19 protein-coding genes are annotated in these 20,952 nt (G+C 37.2%); 7 read left to right on the plus strand and 12 right to left on the minus strand.

The window, feature by feature from the left end; all coding sequences use genetic code 11:
- Window positions 1-34: 34 nt before the first annotated feature.
- The 5 genes from yihA to NY607_RS06725 form a co-directional block, all read right to left on the minus strand.
- Window positions 35-616, minus strand: coding sequence for a ribosome biogenesis GTP-binding protein YihA/YsxC (yihA, locus tag NY607_RS06705; protein ID WP_004226613.1), 582 nt, complete (start codon window positions 614-616; stop codon window positions 35-37).
- 4 nt (window positions 617-620) lie between these two features.
- Window positions 621-2,945 carry an endopeptidase La gene (gene lon / locus NY607_RS06710; protein WP_048395119.1) on the minus strand — a complete coding sequence of 775 codons (2,325 nt, stop codon included), beginning with the start codon at window positions 2,943-2,945 and terminating at the stop codon, window positions 621-623.
- Window positions 2,946-3,174: 229 nt separating this feature from the next.
- Window positions 3,175-4,446 carry an ATP-dependent protease ATP-binding subunit ClpX gene (gene clpX, locus NY607_RS06715; protein WP_259419352.1) on the minus strand — a complete coding sequence of 424 codons (1,272 nt, stop codon included), beginning with the start codon at window positions 4,444-4,446 and terminating at the stop codon, window positions 3,175-3,177.
- 682 nt (window positions 4,447-5,128) lie between these two features.
- Window positions 5,129-6,418, minus strand: coding sequence for a trigger factor (gene tig, locus NY607_RS06720; protein ID WP_048395116.1), 1,290 nt, complete (start codon window positions 6,416-6,418; stop codon window positions 5,129-5,131).
- Window positions 6,419-6,536: 118 nt separating this feature from the next.
- A complete protein-coding gene (locus NY607_RS06725) occupies window positions 6,537-7,520 on the minus strand; it encodes a tetratricopeptide repeat protein (RefSeq protein WP_259419353.1) in 984 nt (327 codons plus the stop codon).
- Window positions 7,521-7,734: 214 nt separating this feature from the next.
- On the opposite strand from NY607_RS06725, the gene NY607_RS06730 reads away from it, so the two are divergent.
- The 7 genes from NY607_RS06730 (at window position 7,735) to NY607_RS06760 (ending at window position 15,010) form a co-directional block, all read left to right on the plus strand.
- Entirely contained in the window at window positions 7,735-8,199 is a 465-nt protein-coding gene (locus NY607_RS06730) for a hypothetical protein (RefSeq protein ID WP_103118506.1), read from the plus strand.
- 241 nt (window positions 8,200-8,440) lie between these two features.
- Window positions 8,441-9,283: a DUF2785 domain-containing protein gene (locus NY607_RS06735; RefSeq protein ID WP_259419354.1), complete on the plus strand. Its 843-nt coding sequence runs from the start codon at window positions 8,441-8,443 to the stop codon at window positions 9,281-9,283.
- A gap of 826 nt (window positions 9,284-10,109) precedes the next feature.
- A complete protein-coding gene (qoxA, locus tag NY607_RS06740) occupies window positions 10,110-11,015 on the plus strand; it encodes a cytochrome aa3 quinol oxidase subunit II (protein ID WP_131520464.1) in 906 nt (301 codons plus the stop codon).
- A 61-nt stretch (window positions 11,016-11,076) separates the two neighbouring features.
- On the plus strand, window positions 11,077-13,020 hold the full coding sequence (gene qoxB, locus NY607_RS06745; RefSeq protein WP_048395108.1) for a cytochrome aa3 quinol oxidase subunit I: 1,944 nt from the start codon (window positions 11,077-11,079) through the stop codon (window positions 13,018-13,020).
- Between the two features lies 1 nt (window position 13,021).
- Window positions 13,022-13,621, plus strand: coding sequence for a cytochrome aa3 quinol oxidase subunit III (gene qoxC / locus NY607_RS06750; RefSeq protein WP_004226587.1), 600 nt, complete (start codon window positions 13,022-13,024; stop codon window positions 13,619-13,621).
- Window positions 13,621-13,905 carry a cytochrome aa3 quinol oxidase subunit IV gene (gene qoxD / locus NY607_RS06755; RefSeq protein WP_004226585.1) on the plus strand — a complete coding sequence of 95 codons (285 nt, stop codon included), beginning with the start codon at window positions 13,621-13,623 and terminating at the stop codon, window positions 13,903-13,905. The genes qoxC and qoxD overlap by 1 nt, the downstream gene beginning before the upstream one ends.
- Before the next feature lie 247 nt (window positions 13,906-14,152).
- On the plus strand, window positions 14,153-15,010 hold the full coding sequence (locus NY607_RS06760) for a DUF6612 family protein (protein ID WP_131520463.1): 858 nt from the start codon (window positions 14,153-14,155) through the stop codon (window positions 15,008-15,010).
- 57 nt (window positions 15,011-15,067) lie between these two features.
- Here the strand turns inward: NY607_RS06760 and NY607_RS06765 are convergent, their stop codons facing one another.
- From NY607_RS06765 to NY607_RS06795, 7 genes are all read right to left on the minus strand, one after another.
- Entirely contained in the window at window positions 15,068-15,487 is a 420-nt protein-coding gene (locus NY607_RS06765) for a universal stress protein (RefSeq protein ID WP_054550012.1), read from the minus strand.
- A 50-nt stretch (window positions 15,488-15,537) separates the two neighbouring features.
- On the minus strand, window positions 15,538-16,614 hold the full coding sequence (locus NY607_RS06770) for a PQQ-dependent sugar dehydrogenase (protein ID WP_259419355.1): 1,077 nt from the start codon (window positions 16,612-16,614) through the stop codon (window positions 15,538-15,540).
- A gap of 44 nt (window positions 16,615-16,658) precedes the next feature.
- Window positions 16,659-16,820, minus strand: coding sequence for a hypothetical protein (locus NY607_RS06775; RefSeq protein WP_167444838.1), 162 nt, complete (start codon window positions 16,818-16,820; stop codon window positions 16,659-16,661).
- 151 nt (window positions 16,821-16,971) lie between these two features.
- Window positions 16,972-17,388 carry a YugN family protein gene (locus NY607_RS06780; RefSeq protein ID WP_048395101.1) on the minus strand — a complete coding sequence of 139 codons (417 nt, stop codon included), beginning with the start codon at window positions 17,386-17,388 and terminating at the stop codon, window positions 16,972-16,974.
- 136 nt (window positions 17,389-17,524) lie between these two features.
- Entirely contained in the window at window positions 17,525-18,478 is a 954-nt protein-coding gene (locus tag NY607_RS06785; protein ID WP_066036519.1) for an alpha/beta hydrolase, read from the minus strand.
- A 31-nt stretch (window positions 18,479-18,509) separates the two neighbouring features.
- The gene (locus tag NY607_RS06790) at window positions 18,510-19,241 is read right to left on the minus strand and encodes an SDR family NAD(P)-dependent oxidoreductase (RefSeq protein ID WP_259419445.1); all 732 of its coding nucleotides are present in this window, start codon (window positions 19,239-19,241) and stop codon (window positions 18,510-18,512) included.
- Between the two features lie 20 nt (window positions 19,242-19,261).
- Entirely contained in the window at window positions 19,262-20,887 is a 1,626-nt protein-coding gene (locus tag NY607_RS06795) for a flavin-containing monooxygenase (protein ID WP_237898318.1), read from the minus strand.
- Between the last annotated feature and the right edge of the window lie 65 nt (window positions 20,888-20,952).

Below are 20,952 nucleotides of genomic sequence, written 5' to 3' on the forward strand. Positions count from 1 at the left end.
GTCCTAACGCTTTAGATACAATAGATGTTTTTTATTACATTTTATTTTCGATTGTTTTCCAAGCTTCCTCAAAGCCAAGACCCGTTTCTGAAGAGAAGACAATAAGAGGATCACTTTTTTCCAACTCCAGCGTCTCTTTGACAATTTTCTTATGTTTATCCCATTTACCTTTTGGAATTTTATCTGCCTTCGTTGCAATGACAATGCAAGGAATATTGTAATGCTTTAAAAAATCATACATCATACGATCATCAGCTGTTGGAGGATGTCGCAAATCTATAATTTGTACGACTGCTTTTAACTCCTGACGTCCTGTAAAATAGCGCTCGATCATTTTTCCCCATGCCTCACGCTCTGTTTTAGAAACCTTTGCATAACCATACCCTGGAACATCTACAAAAAATAGCTGCTCTTCAATCTTATAAAAGTTAAGGGTTTGTGTTTTACCAGGCTTAGATGAAATACGTGCTAAAGCTTTACGTCCGATCATTCGATTAATGAAGGAAGACTTTCCTACATTCGAACGACCCGCTAATGCAAATTCTGGCAGTCCATCTTCTGGATATTGGTCTGGTCGTACCGCACTAATGACCATTTCGACATTATGGACTTTCATTTTTTTAAAAACCTCCGTCCAGCGCATAGGCTAAAACTTCATCAGCCGATGTCACTAGTTTAAATGTTAGTTGCTCACGTACACTATCAGGAATATCCTCTATATCACGTTCATTATCCTTAGGACAAATGATTGTCGTTAATCCCGCACGGTGAGCGCTTAATGTTTTTTCTTTTAAGCCGCCGATTGGCAATACACGGCCACGCAAGGTAATCTCACCTGTCATACCTACCTCGCGGCGAATCGGACGATGTAGAATAGCCGAAACGATAGCTGTTGCCATTGTAATACCAGCTGATGGTCCATCTTTTGGTACAGCACCTTCTGGTACATGGATATGAATATCATGAGTATCAAAAAATTCTGCATCCACATTAAGGTGTTCCATCTTCGTACGAACATAGGATAATGCTGTTTGAGCAGATTCCTTCATTACTTCACCAAGCTTACCAGTAAGTTGCAACTTCCCTTTACCTGGCGTTAAAGAAACTTCAATTTGTAATGTATCTCCACCAACTGTTGTATACGCAAGTCCAGTTGCGACACCCACTTGATTTTCCTTTTCAGCCTGTCCATAGCGGAAACGATGTTTACCGAGTAAATCTTGTAATGACTTTGAGCTAACCGTTACGCGTTTTTTCTCACCAGATACAATTACTTTGGCAATTTTACGGCAAAGCGTAGCGATTTGTCGTTCTAAACCACGCACTCCTGCTTCTCGAGTATAATAACGTATAATATCAGTGACTGCTTCATCTTTGATTACCACTTGTGTTTTTTTCAAGCCATGCTCTTTCAACTGCTTTGGTATAAGATGATTTTTTGTAATTTGAGCTTTCTCGATTTCAGTATAGCCCGCAATAGAAATTACTTCCATACGATCTAATAATGGTCCTGGGATGCTACTTAAATCATTGGCAGTTGCAATAAATAACACATTAGATAGATCATATGGTTCCTCAATATAATGATCACTAAATGTATTATTCTGTGCAGGGTCTAAAACTTCAAGCATAGCTGCTGCAGGGTCACCTCTAAAATCATTCGACATTTTATCGATTTCATCTAATAAAAATACTGGATTAATGGTACCTGCTTTTTTCATTCCTTGAATAATACGTCCTGGCATTGCACCAACATACGTACGTCGATGTCCGCGAATTTCCGATTCATCTCGAACACCACCTAAAGAAATACGAATAAACTTTCGATCTAAACTTTCGGCAATGGAGCGAGCTAATGATGTTTTACCAACACCTGGAGGCCCTGCTAAGCATAAAATAGGTCCTCGCAGTGAATTTTTCAACTGACGTACTGCTAAATATTCTAGAACACGTTCTTTGACTTTTTCTAGTCCATCATGATCTCGGTTTAAAATATTTTCAGCATGGGCAATATTCATGCGATCCTCTGTAGCATTTGTCCACGGTAACGATATAAGCCAATCAATATAATTGCGAATAACACCGCTTTCTGCACTAGCTCCAGGTATTTTTTCATAGCGATCTAATTCTTTCAGTGCTGCTTCCTTTGTTGTTTCTGGCATACCAGCTTCGTCGATACGCTTCCGTAATTCTGCAACTTCTCCAGTTTTCCCTTCGCGATCTCCCAGCTCCGTTTGAATAGCTTTCATTTGCTCACGTAAATAATATTCCTTTTGCGTACGCTCCATTGACTGCTTTACTTTGGAATTAATCTTCTTTTCTAGATCCAATACTTCCTGTTCATCATGCAAGCGAATAATTAAATGATCTAGTCGTTTTTTAACGCTTAGCATTTCTAATACTTCTTGCTTGTCGGCAATTTTAAACGGCAAATGAGAAGCAATAATATCTGCTAAACGGCCAGGCTCTTCAATATCCGTTACAGTATTGATCGTCTCAGTCGTAATTTTATTGGAGGATTTAGCATATTTTTCAAAATACGTCAACAATGTCCGCATCAATGCTTGTGTTTCTACATCTTTTTCTGTTGACTCCTCTTTAATCTCAATATCGACAACCGTATACTTCTCTAACGCACGATAGTTTTTCCACGTTGCACGAGCAACTCCTTCTACAAGGATACGTAACGTGCCATTCGGTAATTTAAGCATTTGTTTGACATAAGCAATTGTACCAACTGAATACAAATCTTGCTCTTCAGGTTGTTCATCGTGCATTTCTTTTTGTGTTACCAATAAAATCATTTGGTCCTCTAACATTGCCTGCTCAAGCGCCGCTACAGAACGATTTCTACCCACATCAATATGTAACACCATCGATGGGAATACTAAAAGTCCACGCAAAGGCAATAATGGTACATTTGTTGTTTTTTGTATTGTCACCATGCGGGCATTCACCTCCGTCAAAATTTTCATGTTAACATCCCGCGCTACTAGTATGTGTTTAAAAAGTTGATTCACACTAGATATTGAAGCGAGCCAAAAATTTCTTCAAGTTACAGCTGCTTTATGTAGGAATGAATAAAAAGCTGACTGTCGATATGTGCGAATATTGCACAATCGAAGTCAGCTAATTACTCTCTATCTCACAACGGTAGACAGCCACGTCTATTCATTATGCTGAAGTTTTAGTGTCGCTACCTTCATCGAGTTCAGTGCCATCTTCAAGAAGCAATTTCGGTTTTTCTTTATCCGTAATTGTTTTTGCTGTAATGATACATTTTTTTACGTCTTCACGTGAAGGTAATTCGTACATTACATCAAGCATTGTTGACTCAATAATTGAACGAAGACCACGCGCACCTGTTTTACGTTCAATTGCTTCCTTAGCAATTGCTACAAGAGCATCTTCATCAAATTCAAGCTCAACGCCATCTAATTCAAGCATTTTTTGATATTGCTTGGCTAGTGCATTTTTCGGCTCTGTTAAAATTTGTACTAGTGCTACTTCATTTAATTGCTCCAGACTCGCAAGTACAGGTAATCGACCAATGAACTCTGGTATTAAACCAAATTTCAATAAATCCTCAGGAATCAGCTTGGACATGATAGAACCTTCATCTACATCTACTTTATTCGGATCTGAACCGAATCCTATTACTTTTTCACCCTGACGTCGTTTAATGATGGTTTCAATACCATCAAATGCACCGCCAACAATGAAAAGAATATTGGTTGTATCGATCTGTAAGAATTCTTGATGAGGATGTTTTCGCCCTCCTTGTGGTGGAACACTTGCAACTGTTCCTTCAAGAATTTTTAGGAGTGCCTGCTGAACACCTTCGCCGGAAACATCTCGTGTAATAGATGGATTTTCCGACTTACGTGCAACCTTGTCAATTTCATCAATATAGATAATCCCTTTTTCAGCGCGTTCAATATCATAATCAGCTGATTGAATTAACTTTAATAAAATATTTTCAACGTCCTCACCAACATAACCTGCTTCAGTTAAGGAGGTAGCATCCGCAATAGCGAATGGAACATTTAAAATACGTGCTAACGTTTGAGCTAATAAAGTTTTACCGCTACCAGTTGGGCCGATTAACACAATGTTCGATTTTGCTAATTCAATATCATCAATTTTACTATTCGTATTGATACGTTTATAGTGATTGTAAACTGCGACTGCCAATGCTTTTTTAGCACGCTCTTGTCCAATTACATACTCATCTAAAATCGTTAAGATTTCTTTCGGTTTTGGAATATCTTGGAATTCGATTTCCTCTTCTACACCAAGTTCCTCTACAACGATCTCTGAACAAAGCTCGATACATTCATCACAAATATAAACACCTGGACCTGCAACTAATTTACGCACTTGTTCTTGTGGTTTTCCACAAAATGAGCATTTTAAATTGCCTTTTTCATCATTAAATTTGAACAATATGTTTCACCCCTATTCAAGCAACAATCTTACAAGATTATTGAACCTTTATCAAATAAATTGTCTGCATCATTTACGCCTCAGTAATTATGCATGTGTAGATTATAACGCATCGTCATGTACTTTACTTCATTTGTCTTTCGAAGCATGCTATAGGAACCTGCTTACTTCGCCACCTTATACTGCTATAAAGTTACATTTATTCACTTCCGACACACTACAAACTACTGATCTCTATTTATAAAATCTACTACATTCATCAACCAAGGGTATATCAATCAAAAAATAAATTTTATATAGTTAGAACCTTTCTGAATGAAGTTAAGTTTAGCATCGTATCAATTTCGCCTTGACTCTAATAGCGTCCGGACTTCCAACAAATCCTTGACGCCTGCCAGCAGGCACTATCTTCATCCAGTCGTGGTTTAAACACACACTAAAAAGGTTAAAAGGCTTACAGCTCGCCATCTATGTGAGATGGGAGTTTTTTGTACCTAACATTATACTTTGGATACAAAAACATCTGCTGAATGAAGATAAAAACTAAAACAATACTATGTATAAGTGAAGTATAAAGTGAATTAAATGTTAAGGGGACTGATTGCTAAGAGTTTATGTGATAAAACAAGGCACGGATGAATGCCGTACCTTGTTTTTTTGGGCTATCTAATTACACAAAATCTTATTCAGTAATTTTAGCGTTTTCTACTAAAAATTCAACTGTTTTTTGGATTTTGATGTCGTTTTCAAGTACTGCTGTTCCACCTAAAGCACTTGTGATTTGATCTTTTGTCATGTTAAATTGAGCAGCCATTTTTTCTAATTCTGCTTCAATATCAGCTTCAGATGCTTCAATTTTTTCAGCTTCAGCGATTGCTTCAAGTGTTAATGATACACGCACACGGCTTTCAGCTTCTTCTTTCATTTGGCCACGTAAGTCTTCTTCTGATTGACCAGAGAATTGGTAGTAAAGGTCTAGGTTCATACCTTGCATTTGTAAACGTTGACCAAATTCTTGTAACATACGATCAGTTTCAGAGTTGATCATGCCTGCTGGTACTTCAAAATCAGCATTTTCAGCTGCTTTTTCTACAAGCTCATCACGAAGAGCTGCATCTGATTCTGTTTCCTTTTGAGCTGCAGTTTGTTCTTTAATTTTAGCGCGTAAAGCTTCAACGCCTTCAACTTCTGGATCTAATTCTTTTGCAAATTCATCATTTAACTCAGGAAGAACTTTTGTTTTAACTTCTTTCACTGTTACTTTGAAAGTAGCTTCTTTACCAGCTAATTCAGCTGCATGATATTCTTCTGGGAATGTAACAACAACATCTTTCGATTCGCCAGCTTTAACACCAACTAGTTGCTCTTCAAAACCTGGAATGAATGAACCTGAACCGATTTCTAGTGGATAGTCTTCACCTTTACCACCTTCAAAAGCTTCTTCACCAACGAAACCTTCGAAGTCGATTACAGCTGTATCACCTTCTACGATTGCTTCGTCTTCTTTGATTTCAAGCTCTGCTTTACGAGCTAATTGATCTTGAATTTGTGCATCTACTTCTTCATCCGTTACTTCTACTGGAAGTTTAGATACTTCTAGACCTTTATAGTCTCCTAGCTTTGGTTCTGGTTTCACTGTTACTTGTGCAGTGAATGTGAAATCTTGGCCGTGTACAAAGTTTTCTGTACCAGCGATTTCTGGGTAATCAACTGGCATAATTCCAGCTTCATCAATTGCTTTTGCATAAGATTCAGGAACGATGATTTCTAATGCATCTTGGTATAGAGATTCGATACCAAAACGTTGTTCAAACATTTTACGAGGCATTTTACCTTTACGGAAACCTGGTACGTTAATTTGTTTTACAACTTTTTTGAACGCTTGGTCCATTGCTGCGTCGATTTCTGCAGCAGGTACTTCGATTGTAAGAGTACCGATATTACCTTCTTGTTTTTCCCATTTTGCTGACATGTATAAATACCTCCAAATAAATAATCAAGTTTAGATGTTAGACAATTCATTCGTAACTACGATTTTGACAACCATTTTAGTATAACATAGATGTGTATAGTTTCAACTTATTTCATACCTAATGTAGTTCTGTTAGCTTTTCTAACATTTGTAAAAAGTCAATGATTTCATAGTCCATTTCTTGTACATTTCCAAGCATTGCTAAGACAAAATCAATATAACTATAGGCAACATCATCTGCTTCGAACGGGTGCCATTCAAATGGATACGTTACAATGGCATGCTTTGCCATTAAATATTGTACCATTTCTAACGTTGATGGGTCTTGCTCTAGCTTCACTTCTAGTATATTTTTTATTTTTCCATACTGCGGTAGCTGGTTAGGCAATACTAATTCAGTAGGATTAACAATTTTAGTTTGATTAAATTTGGACACTATAACATTTATAGCTACTTCTTGTTCTACTAATAATATGAGTGCTAGACTCTGGACAAACGGATGGATCGTCGAACATTCAATAATTTCTTTCAATGGCTCTTTTAATTGTCTTACATTTGTATCCATAAGTCGATGTAAGCGAATGGATTGCTCATTCGGACTAAGTGTCCTGAATTTTTCAAGGTCATATTCCTGTTCTTCTATTAAACGTTGTGCATTTTCCTTTTTTTCTAGATTCTTAGACACTTCACTATTCAAATTTTTTAAGCGTTCAAATTTTTCAATTTGATCCAGAGGCAAAACATTTTCTTCAAGTAGGGTTGTAATTAATGACTCTACTTGATGATATTCTTTTAACTGCATGCATACGGTAATGTACAATTCCATGATTTCTACATAAAATGACGTACCCAATGAAAATAATTGCTCACAAATATTCTTTGTCTTGCTATAGTCCTTCAATTCATACAAAGCAAAAGCATAGGCACTAAGAGCAAGTTCATCTCCATCTTCGTACATAAATGCCTTTTCAAAACTCGCCACCGCTTTTTCATACTGAAAATTTTCAGCAAACATATGTCCTTCACGTATTAAAGTTTGGACAGCGCCCGGAAAAACAACAACATTGTCATGTTTAATGACATGACGCTTTCTTTTTGTCATTTTTCTCACCTCATTGTTCTAATTTTTCATTTCTGCTATTTACTAAAAAATCCACAAGTTTCTTGTTTTTAACAAAAAATCATTGCTTTTGCATTCATATTTTGTAATAAATTGTATTATAATTAGAATAGTCTAAAATTTACTACAATTCGCAGACGCTCCCCCTTTGTTGTCTGCATCAAGAAAATCAAGTTCTTAACAAGGAGTGGAATCCATGCAATTACTTGATACAATTACAGAATTTGATCATTGTATCTCATCTGCATTCGAGGCATTATCGATTAAAGTCATTTCAATTTCTACAACGGACGGCCCTTTTCAAGATAAGCCGATAGAATTTGAACTTTTAACACGCACCAAAATTGATGTCTACACACAAGAAGCCAGCACCTATATTTTAAAAATTCAAGGGTGTATTCCTGGATCTATTGCACTTGGTCATCAAAATGAGTCTCTTTCCATTATTCCTCAAAAAGTAAACATTGAATGTAACTACAAGCTGTTACATGTTGATAAAAAAGATATGCAGCAGATTTTACAGCATCCTGAACCAAATCGTCACTATAGTGAATGGCTCATTGATGCAATCAAAAATGCTAATATTCTTGTCGAGTTAAAGACGAATCAACACACGCTCACTGAATGGCCAATTGGCATTAAATCAGCAGTCATTATTTAGCTAGACAAAGACATACTTAAATAGGTATGTCTTTTTTATTGTTCACATTTTAGTTTTACCATTTTATTGCGTTTCTATCATAACAACTTTCTATAGTTTCTGGAAATAATATTGTAAAAATTATGTTTTAAAGAGGACATTCTAACTGTGCTTAATTAAAATGAAGGTTTCAAATTTATCCCTTCGAAATGAAATGGCGCTATAATATATAGTACAAAAATAAGTTGGGGGCTTTTTTAACATGGATATTAAAGAAACATTACAGACTTTTTCTACAATGACACTGTCTGAGCGTCAGACATTTATGTTCCAGCATAGTGATTGGCTATTACAGGAGATGTTAGCCCATATTGGCTCAGTTGATGCCGAATTACGAGACCACCTCATTTATCGCACCTTTGTTGATTTACTAAGTGATAATTTATTGAGTTCTCAACAACTTCAATATTTGTTTGATACAGTTACGGGTGAGGATTTTTTATATTTACATATCGGAGATAAAACAGAGGATAGTGTCTTTACTCGTTCGTTTTCCGCATTACTAGTTGCAGGTCTTCTTGCAAAGGACGCTGAATTACTCGTTTTAAGAGATGAAGACCTACAATTGTTCTTTAAAAAAATTGGCCGTTATTTATTATTAGAACAGGATACGAGAGGATATGTTCAGGAAAAAGGATGGGCACACAGTATTGCACATGGTGCAGATTTAGCTACAACAACAATAAAACATCCAAAATTCGATTTACGGTATGCACCATCCATTTTACATGCATTAAAACTTGTCACTTGGAAAGAAACAGTCTTTGTTAACGATGAAGAGGAACGTTTAATTAATATAGTGGATGCATTATTGCTTCAAAATTACTCAGAGGAAGCACTGATCGAATTTGTTGAGCAGGCTTTTGATAAATTTGAAATGCATTTAATGACACAAGGTTATAATGAGCTCTTCTTTAGTGGAAGAACTTGTACCTTAAACTTTATGAAAACACTATATTTTTCTTTGAAAATGAATAATAAAGCGCCACAGCTTCAAAATACGATTTATGGACAAGTAGCCAAATGGCTGAAGCTTGGTGATTGACAGGTAATTTTAAAAATGCTGAATTACACCGCTTAATTCTTGATAACATAAATTTTTTCTAAAATACTAGCAAACTAAGAGCTGGCTTAGTTTGCTTTTTACTTTTCAAATAAAACAAATGAAGTAAAAATATGGATATCAAAGAAAACCAGTTATTATATTAACATAATTAATATTTCGCTCCATTTATTCCCTCTCCACTCATTCCTTTCATTGAAAATTCAACCTATTATTTCCATAAAACGTCATTGCATCTACTCCTTTTTTGGATAAAAGGCAAATAAAAAATCCCAATAGGTCTGGTATGACAATGATTTTATTACAAAACAGCGTCTAAAATGTGAAATACCATTTTTCACATTTTAAATTATTTACTTAGGTAAACATCAGGAATGCAGTATTTTCAACGTTTCCACAGTGTTTAATAAATAAAACCTATAAATACCAATACTAAAATAACGATTTTTGTTCAAAAAATGTTCAAATTCACTACCACTATACTATCATTTTCATAACAAAATTATGTTTTTTCTTAAAAACAGGGCGTATAATCCAATGTGCAAACAACGAGAGATTGTGACAATCGTAGGTAACCAAGTATGTATTTAAACGATTGCGCAAATCATTGATTTTGCTAACGCTTGCATCAGATCAATCAACACTAGATTTTATGTTTCATATTGAACCATGCCATTGTAATTTCTTATGTTGTTGATTGATACGCCAAGATAAAAGAGGTGACCTCAGTATCAACTATTTGTAAATGTGACACTGACAAAAAACACATGAATTTTATGAATAGCCGTTCTATAGAAAGGAGTCAAACATGAAGAAAAAATTAAGTTTAATGTTAGTAGCATTGAGTGCGATTGCTCTTCTTGCTGGATGTGAACCATTAACAGTGTTCAATCCAAAGGGACCTAATGCTGAAACATTATCAAACACAATTATCTTATCCATTATTACAATGGCCTTTATATTGCTAGTCGTGTATGTGCTTTTAGCCTTTATGCTTACAAAATATCGCGCATCAAAAGCAGCTGCAGATTATGAGCCTCCTCATGAAGAAGGAAGCCATCTGCTTGAAATTACATGGACAGTAATTCCAATTATTATCGTAGCATTTTTAGCTGTTGTGACAGTAAGAACAACATCTACAGTAGAAGCTCAACCAGCAGGTTATGACGATAAGGAGCCTTTAGTGATTTATGCATCATCATCAAACTGGAAATGGCACTTTAGTTATCCAGAAGAAGGTGTTGAAACAGTTAACTATGTAAACATTCCAGTGGATCGTCCAATCGAATTTAAGCTTTACTCATTTGGTCCAATTACTAGTTTCTGGATTCCTCAATTAGCAGGTCAAAAATATGCTATGAGTGATATGTTAACAACCATTCACCTTGCAGCAGATGAAGTTGGTTCATTTATGGGACGTAACTCTAACTTTAATGGACGTGGCTTTGCAGAAATGGAATTTGAAGCACAATCTATGACACAAGAAGACTTCGATAAATGGGTTGCTGATGTTAAAGCGAAAGAGGCACCATTAACAGAAGAAAAATTTGATGAGCTGTTAGAGGCAGAACATGTTGGTCGCCAAAGCTTCTCATCTACACACTTAGACTTTAGACCAGCTCCAATGGAACATGGTAAACACATGAATATGGATGAAATGGATCATGGGGATATGTCTGAAGAAGACACGAATAATGAACATTCTGGTCATTAATTTGATTTTATCGTTGAACGAATCGAGACATTAATTTTTAATTCTGAAAGGAGCGCATCCAATGAGTATGGAAGAATTATTCCATCCAATGCAAGAACCGATGATTTTAGCGGCAGCTATTAGTATCGTAGTTGGTGCAGTGGTTATCGTAGCAGGCCTTACTTATTTCAAAAAATGGGGCTATTTCTACAAAAACTGGCTATCAACTGTTGACCATAAAAAAATCGGGATTATGTATATCGCAGTAGCTTTATTAATGCTATTCCGCGGTGGTATCGATGCACTATTAATGCGTGCACAAACAGCCGTTCCAGATAACGGACTTCTTGATGCACAGCACTATAATGAAATTTTCACAACACACGGTTTATTAATGATTCTATTTATGGCGATGCCATTTGTTATCGGCTTAATGAACATTGTCATTCCACTTCAAATCGGTGCACGTGACGTTGCTTTCCCACGTCTAAACGCTGTCAGCTTCTGGCTATTTGCAGCAGGTGCTGGTTTATTAAACTTATCATTCATTATCGGTGGTTCACCAGACGCTGGTTGGACAGCCTACTTCCCTCTTGCAAGTACGGATTTTAGTCCGACTGTAGGGAATAACTATTATTCTTTAGCCCTTCAATTGTCAGGTATTGGTACTTTAATGACAGGTGTTAACTTTATCACGACGATCATTAAAATGCGTGCACCTGGTATGACATTAATGAAAATGCCAATGTTTTCTTGGTCAATTTTAATTACAAACATTATTATCGTATTCGCGTTCCCAGTATTAACTGTAGCGCTTGCTCTTATGATGTTTGACCGTCAATTCGGGACAAAATTCTTTGCGATGCAAGACGGTGGTATGGATATGCTTTGGGCCAACCTTTTCTGGGTTTGGGGACATCCTGAGGTTTATATCGTTATCCTACCTGCTTTCGGTATTTTTTCAGAAATCATCGCAACATTCGCACGTAAAAACTTATACGGTTACAAATCAATGGTGATGAGTATGGTGGTCATTTCCCTACTATCATTCGTAGTTTGGGCCCACCACTTCTATACAATGGGTCATGGTGTAATGGTAAACAGTGTTTTCTCTATTACAACAATGGCAATCGCCGTTCCTACTGGGGTTAAAATATTTAACTGGCTACTCACAATGAGGCACGGGAAAATTCAATTTACAACACCGATGCTTTATGCACTTGGCTTTATTCCTATCTTCACAATTGGTGGGGTTACAGGGGTAATGCTAGCGATGGCAAGTGCTGACTACCAATATCATAATACGATGTTCTTAGTTGCCCACTTCCACTATGTATTAATTCCAGGTACAGTATTTGGTGTCCTTGCAGGTTACCACTACTGGTGGCCAAAAATGTTCGGTTTCCGTCTAAATGAAAAATTAGGGAAAGCTGGTTTCTGGTTCATTGCCATCAGCTTCAACGTAACGTTCTTCCCACTATTCATTTTAGGTTTAGATGGATATGCTCGTCGTATGTACACTTATTCTGAGTCTACTGGTTATGGTCCATTGAACATGTTATCGTTCGTCGGTGCTCTAGGACTTGCAGTCGGCTTTGCATTAATCGTCTACAATATTTACTACAGCTGGAAGCATATGCCTCGTAATGAAAAGGCAGATGTTTGGGATGGTCGTACACTTGAGTGGGCTACTCATTCTCCAGTACCAGAATATAACTTTGCCGTAGTGCCTACCGTTACTCGCTTAGATGAGTTCTGGTTCGCGAAAAAAGAAGGTCGCGATATTACGGCAGGTACAATCGAAAAAATTCACATGCCAAATAATACAGGCACACCATTCTGGATGAGTGGATTCTTCTTCCTTGCAGCATTCTTCGCTGTATTTAATCTATGGATTCCAGCCATCATCAGTATGCTTGGTGTATTTGGCTTCATGATCCATCGTTCATTTGAAAAAGATCATGGTCGTTACATTTCAGTTGAGGAAGTAATGGCAACTGAGAAAAGCTTGAGAGGTGATAAATAATATGAAAATCGATTCTTCACTTCCATTAGAATATAGTACAGAGGAAAACCGTCTAAAAATCTTTGGTTTTTGGATTTTCCTTGGCGCCGAAATCGTGTTATTTGCCACTTTATTTACTGTGTATTTCACACTTCATACACGCACAGGTAGTGGACCAAATGGTGCTGAGATTTTCGAATTAACTCCAGTTCTATGGGAAACATTCTTATTATTAACAAGTAGTTTCACCATTGGTCTTGGTGTTCATGCAATGCGTATTGGTCGTAAAAAAGCGATGATGACATTCTTTATCATCACGCTATTACTAGGCCTTGGCTTCTTAGCTATTGAGATTGATGAATTTGTCACATATGTACACGAAGGTGCGACGATTCAAACAAGCGCTTTCTTATCGTCCTTAATGACTTTACTTGGAACGCACGGTGCCCACGTAACATTCGGTTTCTTCTGGGGCGTAGCTATTTTAATCCAAGTAGCGAAACGTGGCTTAAACCCACAAACGGCTAATAAAGCGTTTATCTTCTCACTGTACTGGCATTTCCTAGACGTTGTTTGGATTTTCATCTTCAGCTTCGTCTACTTGAAAGGACTGATTAGCTGATGAAGGAATTATTCCCAAAACAACATGTGATGGGCTTCGGCTTCTCACTATTACTAACAATCGTAGCTTTAGCAGTTGTAAAATTTGATATGTCTCTTAATATGGCATTTGGAATTTTACTAGTAACTGCTCTGGCACAGGCAACTGTACAATTAGTATTATTCATGCACATCGGTGAATCTGAAGATAAAAAAACGTTATATACAACAATTTTATACTCAGTATTCGTTGGTGTTGTGACAATCATCGGTACATTATTTGCTATGATCTGGGGTTATAATTGATCCCTTACACTATTGTGTAAGCAAAAGGCTGTCTGAACTTATCGTCCTTGTACGATAAGTTCGTGACAGCTTTTTTGTTTTATCCCTATTCATTTGGTAATTATCGCGTTTAGCGCTTACAAAAGTAGGAGTAATGTTATTTTTTTAATAAAAAAGTAGTTCTTTTCTAACAATTTATGAAACTTTTGCTTTTCTAGTGCGTATAGTAGTAGATAGTGTTTTTTACCAAGAATAGGAGATGAAAGTAATGAAGAAAATTTTTAAAGTATTAGCAGTCGGAACACTAGCGTTGACACTTGCCGCATGTAATTCAAGCGCTACGCCTACGAAAGACACAACTAATAAAAGCAAACTCACTTTAGAACAAGTGTATGACAAAGCAGTAGATCGTCAGGCTGATATTCAAAGTGCAAGTGCTAAAATGGATATGACACAGGTGACAAAGGTTGGGTCTGGTGATGAAGCAATGGAGTTTTCAATCGACTCCAAAATGGAGATGGATATCATCGTTGATCCACTTGCAATGCATTTATCAGGATCTATGACAATGCCTGATATGATGAATGAAGGTCAAGAAACAATGGACATGCCAATTGAAATGTATATGAAAAAAGATACAGGCTTATTTATGAAGGATTCGACAACAGATAGCTGGTTAAAGCTTCCTGATGAGAACTTTGATGCTATATTAGATCAAACGGCTGCTTCTGCAGATGCGAAGGAACAGCTAGAACAATTGAAAAAATTCATTAAGGACTTTACATTTGAACAAACGGATGATGAATATGTCCTTACATTAGATGCAAAAGGCGATAAATTCAAAGAGCTAATCGATTCTGAGATTAATAAGTCTATGCAAGAAATGGGTCTAGAAGAGAATCCAATGGATCAACTATCAATTGAAAAAATTAACTACGTGCTACACATCGATAAAGAGACTTTCGATACGAACAAAATGGATATGGATTTTGACTTAAAAATGGCCGTAGAAGGTGACGAATTGTTAATGAATACAAAATCAGTCGTTACGTATACTGAATTTAATCATCTAAAAACAATCGATATACCTCAAAGCATTATTGATAACGCTCAAACATTCCAATAATAAAAGAACCTGCTTGTCTACACAAGCAGGTTCTTTTACTCTCAACTATTTTAACAACTAACGAACAATCAACACATCACAAAGCGCATGACGTACCACTTTCTCTGCCACAGAGCCTAACATCATTTTCTCCATACGATTTAATCCAGTTGCACCGCAAACAATTAAATCAACCTGAGGTAACTGTGTTAAAATGCCTTTTGGTGAACCTGTTTCTACAATGGATTCGACCTCTTTGACTCCTGTCTGTAATGCCTCTTTTTCTAGCTTTTCCATTTTAAGAATGTTTTCCTTCTTCAATTCCTCGGCATATTTTAAGTCATATGCTGAAACTGCTCCAAACGATTTTGTATCAATGACATTCACCAATTGCAAAATAGCATTGTGTTCCTTTGCTAATTGACTAGCTCGATCCAATGCTTTTAATGATTGTTCTGAGAAATCAATTGCTACTGCGATCTTAAGATAGTTTGCCATGTTTGTCCTCCCCATTCATCCTACCATTCCATGTTTTCTCAAATATTATATCACAATGGCGTTCGATATAGTTTATCATCCTGAGGTTGCGGATTTCCACGACCATCTGTATTATTGCTAATAAAATAAAGAAATTCTCCATCTACAAAGACATCACGAATTCTACCAAATTCTGATAGTAATTCATTGTGTTTGTTCTTATTTATATCAAAAGCTAGGACTGCTGTGCCTCTTAGGGCAGCGACATATAATTGATCATTTACAATAGCAATGCCTGATGGTGCCCATGTGATAGAAGAACCAGATGTAAAAAGAGGTGTTATCATCCCCTGCTCTTTCTCCATTCCTTCAATAAGAGGCCAGCCATAATTCTTCCCCTTCTCAATGATATTAATTTCATCATTTCCTGCATTGCCATGCTCACTGGCATACATCGTACCATCAGTAGACCATGTTAAGCCTTGTGGATTTCGATGTCCATAGCTGTATATATAGGATTGAGGAAAAGGATTATCATTCGGTATGGTGCCATCCAAATTGATGCGCAAAATTTTCCCTTCTAAAGCTTCCACATCCTGTGCTAAAGAAGGTTGTGTTGCATCTCCTACCGTTGCATACAACTTGCCGTCAGGACCTATTTTCAAACGTCCCCCATGATGGTATGTACCACTCCTTATTCGATCCATAATAACATCCTGTTCGAGCCATTTATTATCGCTAAACGTTAACGTAACAATTCGATTAAATTGTTCCTCTTCCTCGACATACGTATAATACGCATAGGCAACTTGACTAGTAGGAAAATTAGGTGCTAACACAAATCCCAACATACCCGCTTCTGGAGCAGTTGATAGCTCCTTTTTCAGGATAACCTGCTGTCTATCAACGCCCCCTTCCGCAATCTTTACAATACTGCCTGGCCTTTCTGCTATATAAAAGACATCTCCACTTTTTTGAATTGACCAAGGTGACTGCAATTGATCTGCTATTATTTCGATAGAGGAATTCATGGCATCTTTAGCGTGATTTTCCTCACTTTCTAACCTATTATCGTTATTATCCTTCGTTGACGTACAAGCAACACATAGAATCATCGTTAGCAGTATTAAAGGGATGTAGCGTCCCATGATTAATCATCCTCTCATTTATGAAAAATAGAAAGAGACGCCACCTAGACGCCTCTCTTACTTTTTATACTTTCAAACAGGATTATTTCACCAAATGTTCTTGTTTTCTCTAACACCTCTAGAAAGGCTTCTTTACGATGGATGAGTCGTTCTTGGTGCAATTTCTGATAGGAATGCTGAAAATCATCTATAGCTATTTTATCCATAAACTCACCTCATATAGTAGTACGTGCTAATATCATTATAATGTTGGAAAATTCTTACGACAATTCTATTTATATTTTTGATTATATGTTCCCAAAATAATAAGGATAAAAGACATATAATTTCTTGCAGCAGCTATTTAAATTTATCTAACTAATGAATGAAAAATGGTAGTACTTTTTCTTCCACAGCTTGTTCACCTGCTTGAATCCATCTACTTTTATCATGAATGTATCCATCTTTATCAAGCGGAGTTTGAAATTGACTAACACCAGTTGCATCTAGTAAGGAGCCCTCATCATAATCTAGACCAATATTCTCAACATGCTTAATGACAAATGGCTTTTGAAAACGAATTTGAGCATCTTCATTATCAAGCTCTCCTGATGTGACGATAAAAGGGACACGTAAATAAATAGTTTCTCCAGCCTCTTTCCATAATACCGAGTCAAAGCTGCCTTTATAGTACTCCCAATTCCCGCCGATCGTGAAACCTCGATCGGCAATTTTATCTCGTAAATAGCCAAATCCTATCTCTTTTCCAACAATTTTTGAATCAAATTGTAACAATTTATCTTCTCCTCCTTTCACTCGATAAAAGTTTAACCTAAAAGACAATATTACAAACTAGCTAAAAGATCATTTTGCTGAACAAAAAAATCCCGAAACCTGAGTAAATTATGGTTTCGGGATTTTCGTGAATTTTTTATAAAGGCACTGAAATATTTCGATGTAACACATATTTAGCAGCTTCTACATACTCTGTGACAGCTCTTTGACTGACTGCGGCTGTAGGGACAATACTCTCAAAGCCATGATAGCAGCCTGGGTATAAGTGGAATTCAACATCTACTCCAGCCTGACATAGCTTGGTTACATATTGCAAAGTCTCATCACGAAACGGATCAAGTTGACCCACACATGTATAGGTAAATGGTAAACCTGATAAATCATCCGCTCTAGCTGCGGCGGCATATGGTGGTACATTGTCGCTACCATTTTCTCCATTCAAATACATTTTCCATCCCTTTTGATTAAGTGAGTGGTTCCAGATCATATGTCCCGTAATTTCTAATGAAGATGGGGTATTATTGCGATCATCAATCATTGGATAGAGCGGCATTTGGAAACTAAGCTTCGGATAATTTCGATCGCGTGTAAGTAGTGCAAGTGCAGCTGTGAGCCCACCACCAGCACTTGCTCCAGCAATCCCTAAACGGGTAGGATCTATCCCTAATTCATCCGCATGATCTGCTACCCATTTTAACGCTGTATAGCAATCTTCAAGCGGAGCTGGATAAGGATGTTCAGGCGCAAGTCGATAGTCTACAGATACTACAACACAATTCGCTTCATTGACAAAACGCTGACAAAGCACATCATCACCCTCTGGTGCTCCTAAGACATAGCCTCCACCATGAATCCATAGCAGGCCTGGGTATATTTCCTTTTGCTCTTTTGATTTATAAATACGAAGACGAAGAGAATCATTATTATCAGGCCCTTGAATGACTTTATTTTCTACTATGATGTGCTCTTCAATTGGAGCTGGCACAGCAACGGCTGCCATTCCTTCTCTTGTAGCTTGTACATTATCCAAATCTAATGGGGGAAAAATTGCTAACGTTTCTTTTAGTTCTGAATCAATACGATGTTCCATTAAAATCCTTCCTCTCTTATTTAAAATGTTTTTACGATGTTAAACCGCCATCAATTGGGAAGACAGCACCATTCACATAAGAAGCTTCCTGCGAAATTAAGAAAGCGATTACATTTGCGATTTCAGTAGGGTCTGCCAATCTACGTAATGGTCCATTTTCTTCTGGACTCGATGCCAATCCCTTTGTCATGTTTGTCCTCACGCCACCAGGACAAATTGCATTCACGCGAATCCCTTTAGGTCCATATTCCATGGCCGCCGTTTTAGTTAATCCAATTACACCATGCTTACTTGCCGCATAACCACCTAGATAGGGTTGTCCCTGTATACCAGCTGCTGAGGATGTATTCACAATGACACCTGATTGCTGTTGCTCCATTTCTTTTAATACATACTTTAAGCCGAGAAACGCCCCTTTAAGATTGACCGAGATTATTCTATCAAACGTTTCCTCTTCTAAATCTCCCAGTAGTGTAGGTGGGCTTAAAACACCTGCATTATTGATAAAAGCATCAATCCTGCCAAATGTTTCTTTTGCAGCGTCCACATATTTTTTGACATCCTTGCTTTGTGAAACATCACCTTGGACAAAAATTGCTTGTTGGTGATATTCCTTCACAGCATGTAGTGTGTCTTGTCCACTTTTTTCATCAAAATCCACTAAAACTAATGCTTTGCCCATAGTGGCAAGCAATTTTGCAGTCTGTCTTCCTATACCGCTTCCAGCACCTGTAATAATGACTACTTGTTGCTCCATATTGATATATGCTCCCCTCTCACAAACTATGATATTGATTTTAATTTCATTAACTTAAAGCCTTCATAATTGTTTTGAGCCACTTTATTACAATGTTTTGTGTAATAATCAAATCCTCCTAGATAGATTAAAAAACTTCGAGGTTTGCCCTCAATATTGGCTCCCGTATACCAGGAATCACCTTTGACGTAGAGTGTTGCATTAGCAACATCTCGACAATGTGTGCTCCAAGCTTGCTCTGCTTCTATTGTTGGTTCCACAAGATCAATGTCATGCTCACGCAAATAATGCATGCACTCGGCAATCCATTCGACATGCTGCTCAATAGCAATCGGCATGTTCACGAGAACAGAAGGGCTTTCTGGTCCCGTAATCATAAATAAATTAGGAAAACCTGCTGTTGTGAGTCCAAGATAGGTTTGAACAGCTGCCCCATCCTTCCACTTCTCTTTTAATGACACGCCATTCCTTCCTCGGATATCAATCTTAAATAATGGCCCTGTCATGCCATCATAGCCTGTCGCAAAAATGATGATCTCTAAATCAAAATGGTTATCCGCCGTTTGAATACCTTCTCCTGTTATTTTTTGAATAGGTGATTCTTTGACATCAACCAGTAAAACATTCTCCCTATTATAGGTTTCAAAATAATCGCTATCTAAAACCTGTCTTTTCGTGCCATACATATACTTAGGACATAGTTTTTCTGCAACCACAGGATCTTTCACAATCTGTCGTATTTTGGAGTGAATAAATTCTGCCGCTCTTTCATTGGACTGTTCATTCGTTAACAAGTCATGATAAGTAGCTGAGAAGGCAAAGCCACCTTGTGCCCAAGCTTTCTCAAAAACCGCCTGCCTCTTATCATCAGGTTCTTCCATTGCAGATTGCTGATTTTGTGCAAAAGGTGTACCTGAAACCGAATTTCTCATGGAACGTTTTATCGCTTCAAAATTTTTCTTCGTTTCTTTGATAAAGTCCTCTTCATATGCATGGTTACGAGCGGGAATCGTATATTGTGGAGTGCGTTGAAACACCGTTAACTGCTCTGCTTCTTTTGCAATAACAGGTATTGCCTGAATCCCGCTTGAGCCTGTCCCAATAATTCCTACACGCTTCCCAGTAAAATCAACCTTTTCATGTGGCCAATGCCCCGTGTGATACCATTTTCCGTTAAATTGTTGCAACCCCTGGATGTTAGGAACATTTGCTGCAGATAGACAGCCTATTCCTGTAATAAAGTACCTTGTTAAAATGTACTGCCCATCGTTTAGATGAATCATCCATTTATGTCGTTTTTCATCAAAATGAGCTGCAGTGACTCTTGTGCTAAATTGGATAGCTGATCGCAATTGAAAACGATCGGCTACGTAATTTAAGTAGCGTAATATTTCCGCTTGCTCTGGAAATCTAGATGTCCAAGTCCATTCTTCATATAATTCTTTTGAAAATGTGTAGTTATAATAGATGCTTTCAATATCACATCTAGCACCAGGATAACGATTCCAATACCAAACACCACCTACACCATCTCCAGCCTCGTATACAATGGTTGAAAAGCCTTTACTCCTCAACTGATGTAGCATATACAGACCTGCAAACCCAGCACCTAGAACAACTGCATCCACCTCTTTAATTGTTTGACTACTCACCTGTTGCTCCTCCTTACGCCAAAATAGAGAAATATGGCTTTACTTAGCTTAAATACTACAACTTA

It is taken from the genome of Lysinibacillus sp. A4 (assembly GCF_024919535.1).
In the GTDB taxonomy this organism is placed as follows: Bacteria; Bacillota; Bacilli; order Bacillales_A; family Planococcaceae; genus Lysinibacillus; species Lysinibacillus capsici.

Coding starts and splice junctions, on each gene's coding strand:
- yihA (WP_004226613.1), bottom strand. CDS start 616: ATGAAAGTCCATAATGTCGAAATGGTCATTAGTGCGGTACGACCAGAC.
- lon (WP_048395119.1), bottom strand. CDS start 2,945: ATGGTGACAATACAAAAAACAACAAATGTACCATTATTGCCTTTGCGT.
- tig (WP_048395116.1), bottom strand. CDS start 6,418: ATGTCAGCAAAATGGGAAAAACAAGAAGGTAATATCGGTACTCTTACA.
- NY607_RS06725 (WP_259419353.1), bottom strand. CDS start 7,520: ATGACAAAAAGAAAGCGTCATGTCATTAAACATGACAATGTTGTTGTT.
- NY607_RS06730 (WP_103118506.1), top strand. CDS start 7,735: ATGCAATTACTTGATACAATTACAGAATTTGATCATTGTATCTCATCT.
- NY607_RS06735 (WP_259419354.1), top strand. CDS start 8,441: ATGGATATTAAAGAAACATTACAGACTTTTTCTACAATGACACTGTCT.
- qoxA (WP_131520464.1), top strand. CDS start 10,110: ATGAAGAAAAAATTAAGTTTAATGTTAGTAGCATTGAGTGCGATTGCT.
- qoxB (WP_048395108.1), top strand. CDS start 11,077: ATGAGTATGGAAGAATTATTCCATCCAATGCAAGAACCGATGATTTTA.
- qoxC (WP_004226587.1), top strand. CDS start 13,022: ATGAAAATCGATTCTTCACTTCCATTAGAATATAGTACAGAGGAAAAC.
- qoxD (WP_004226585.1), top strand. CDS start 13,621: ATGAAGGAATTATTCCCAAAACAACATGTGATGGGCTTCGGCTTCTCA.
- NY607_RS06760 (WP_131520463.1), top strand. CDS start 14,153: ATGAAGAAAATTTTTAAAGTATTAGCAGTCGGAACACTAGCGTTGACA.
- NY607_RS06765 (WP_054550012.1), bottom strand. CDS start 15,487: ATGGCAAACTATCTTAAGATCGCAGTAGCAATTGATTTCTCAGAACAA.
- NY607_RS06770 (WP_259419355.1), bottom strand. CDS start 16,614: ATGGGACGCTACATCCCTTTAATACTGCTAACGATGATTCTATGTGTT.
- NY607_RS06775 (WP_167444838.1), bottom strand. CDS start 16,820: ATGGATAAAATAGCTATAGATGATTTTCAGCATTCCTATCAGAAATTG.
- NY607_RS06785 (WP_066036519.1), bottom strand. CDS start 18,478: ATGGAACATCGTATTGATTCAGAACTAAAAGAAACGTTAGCAATTTTT.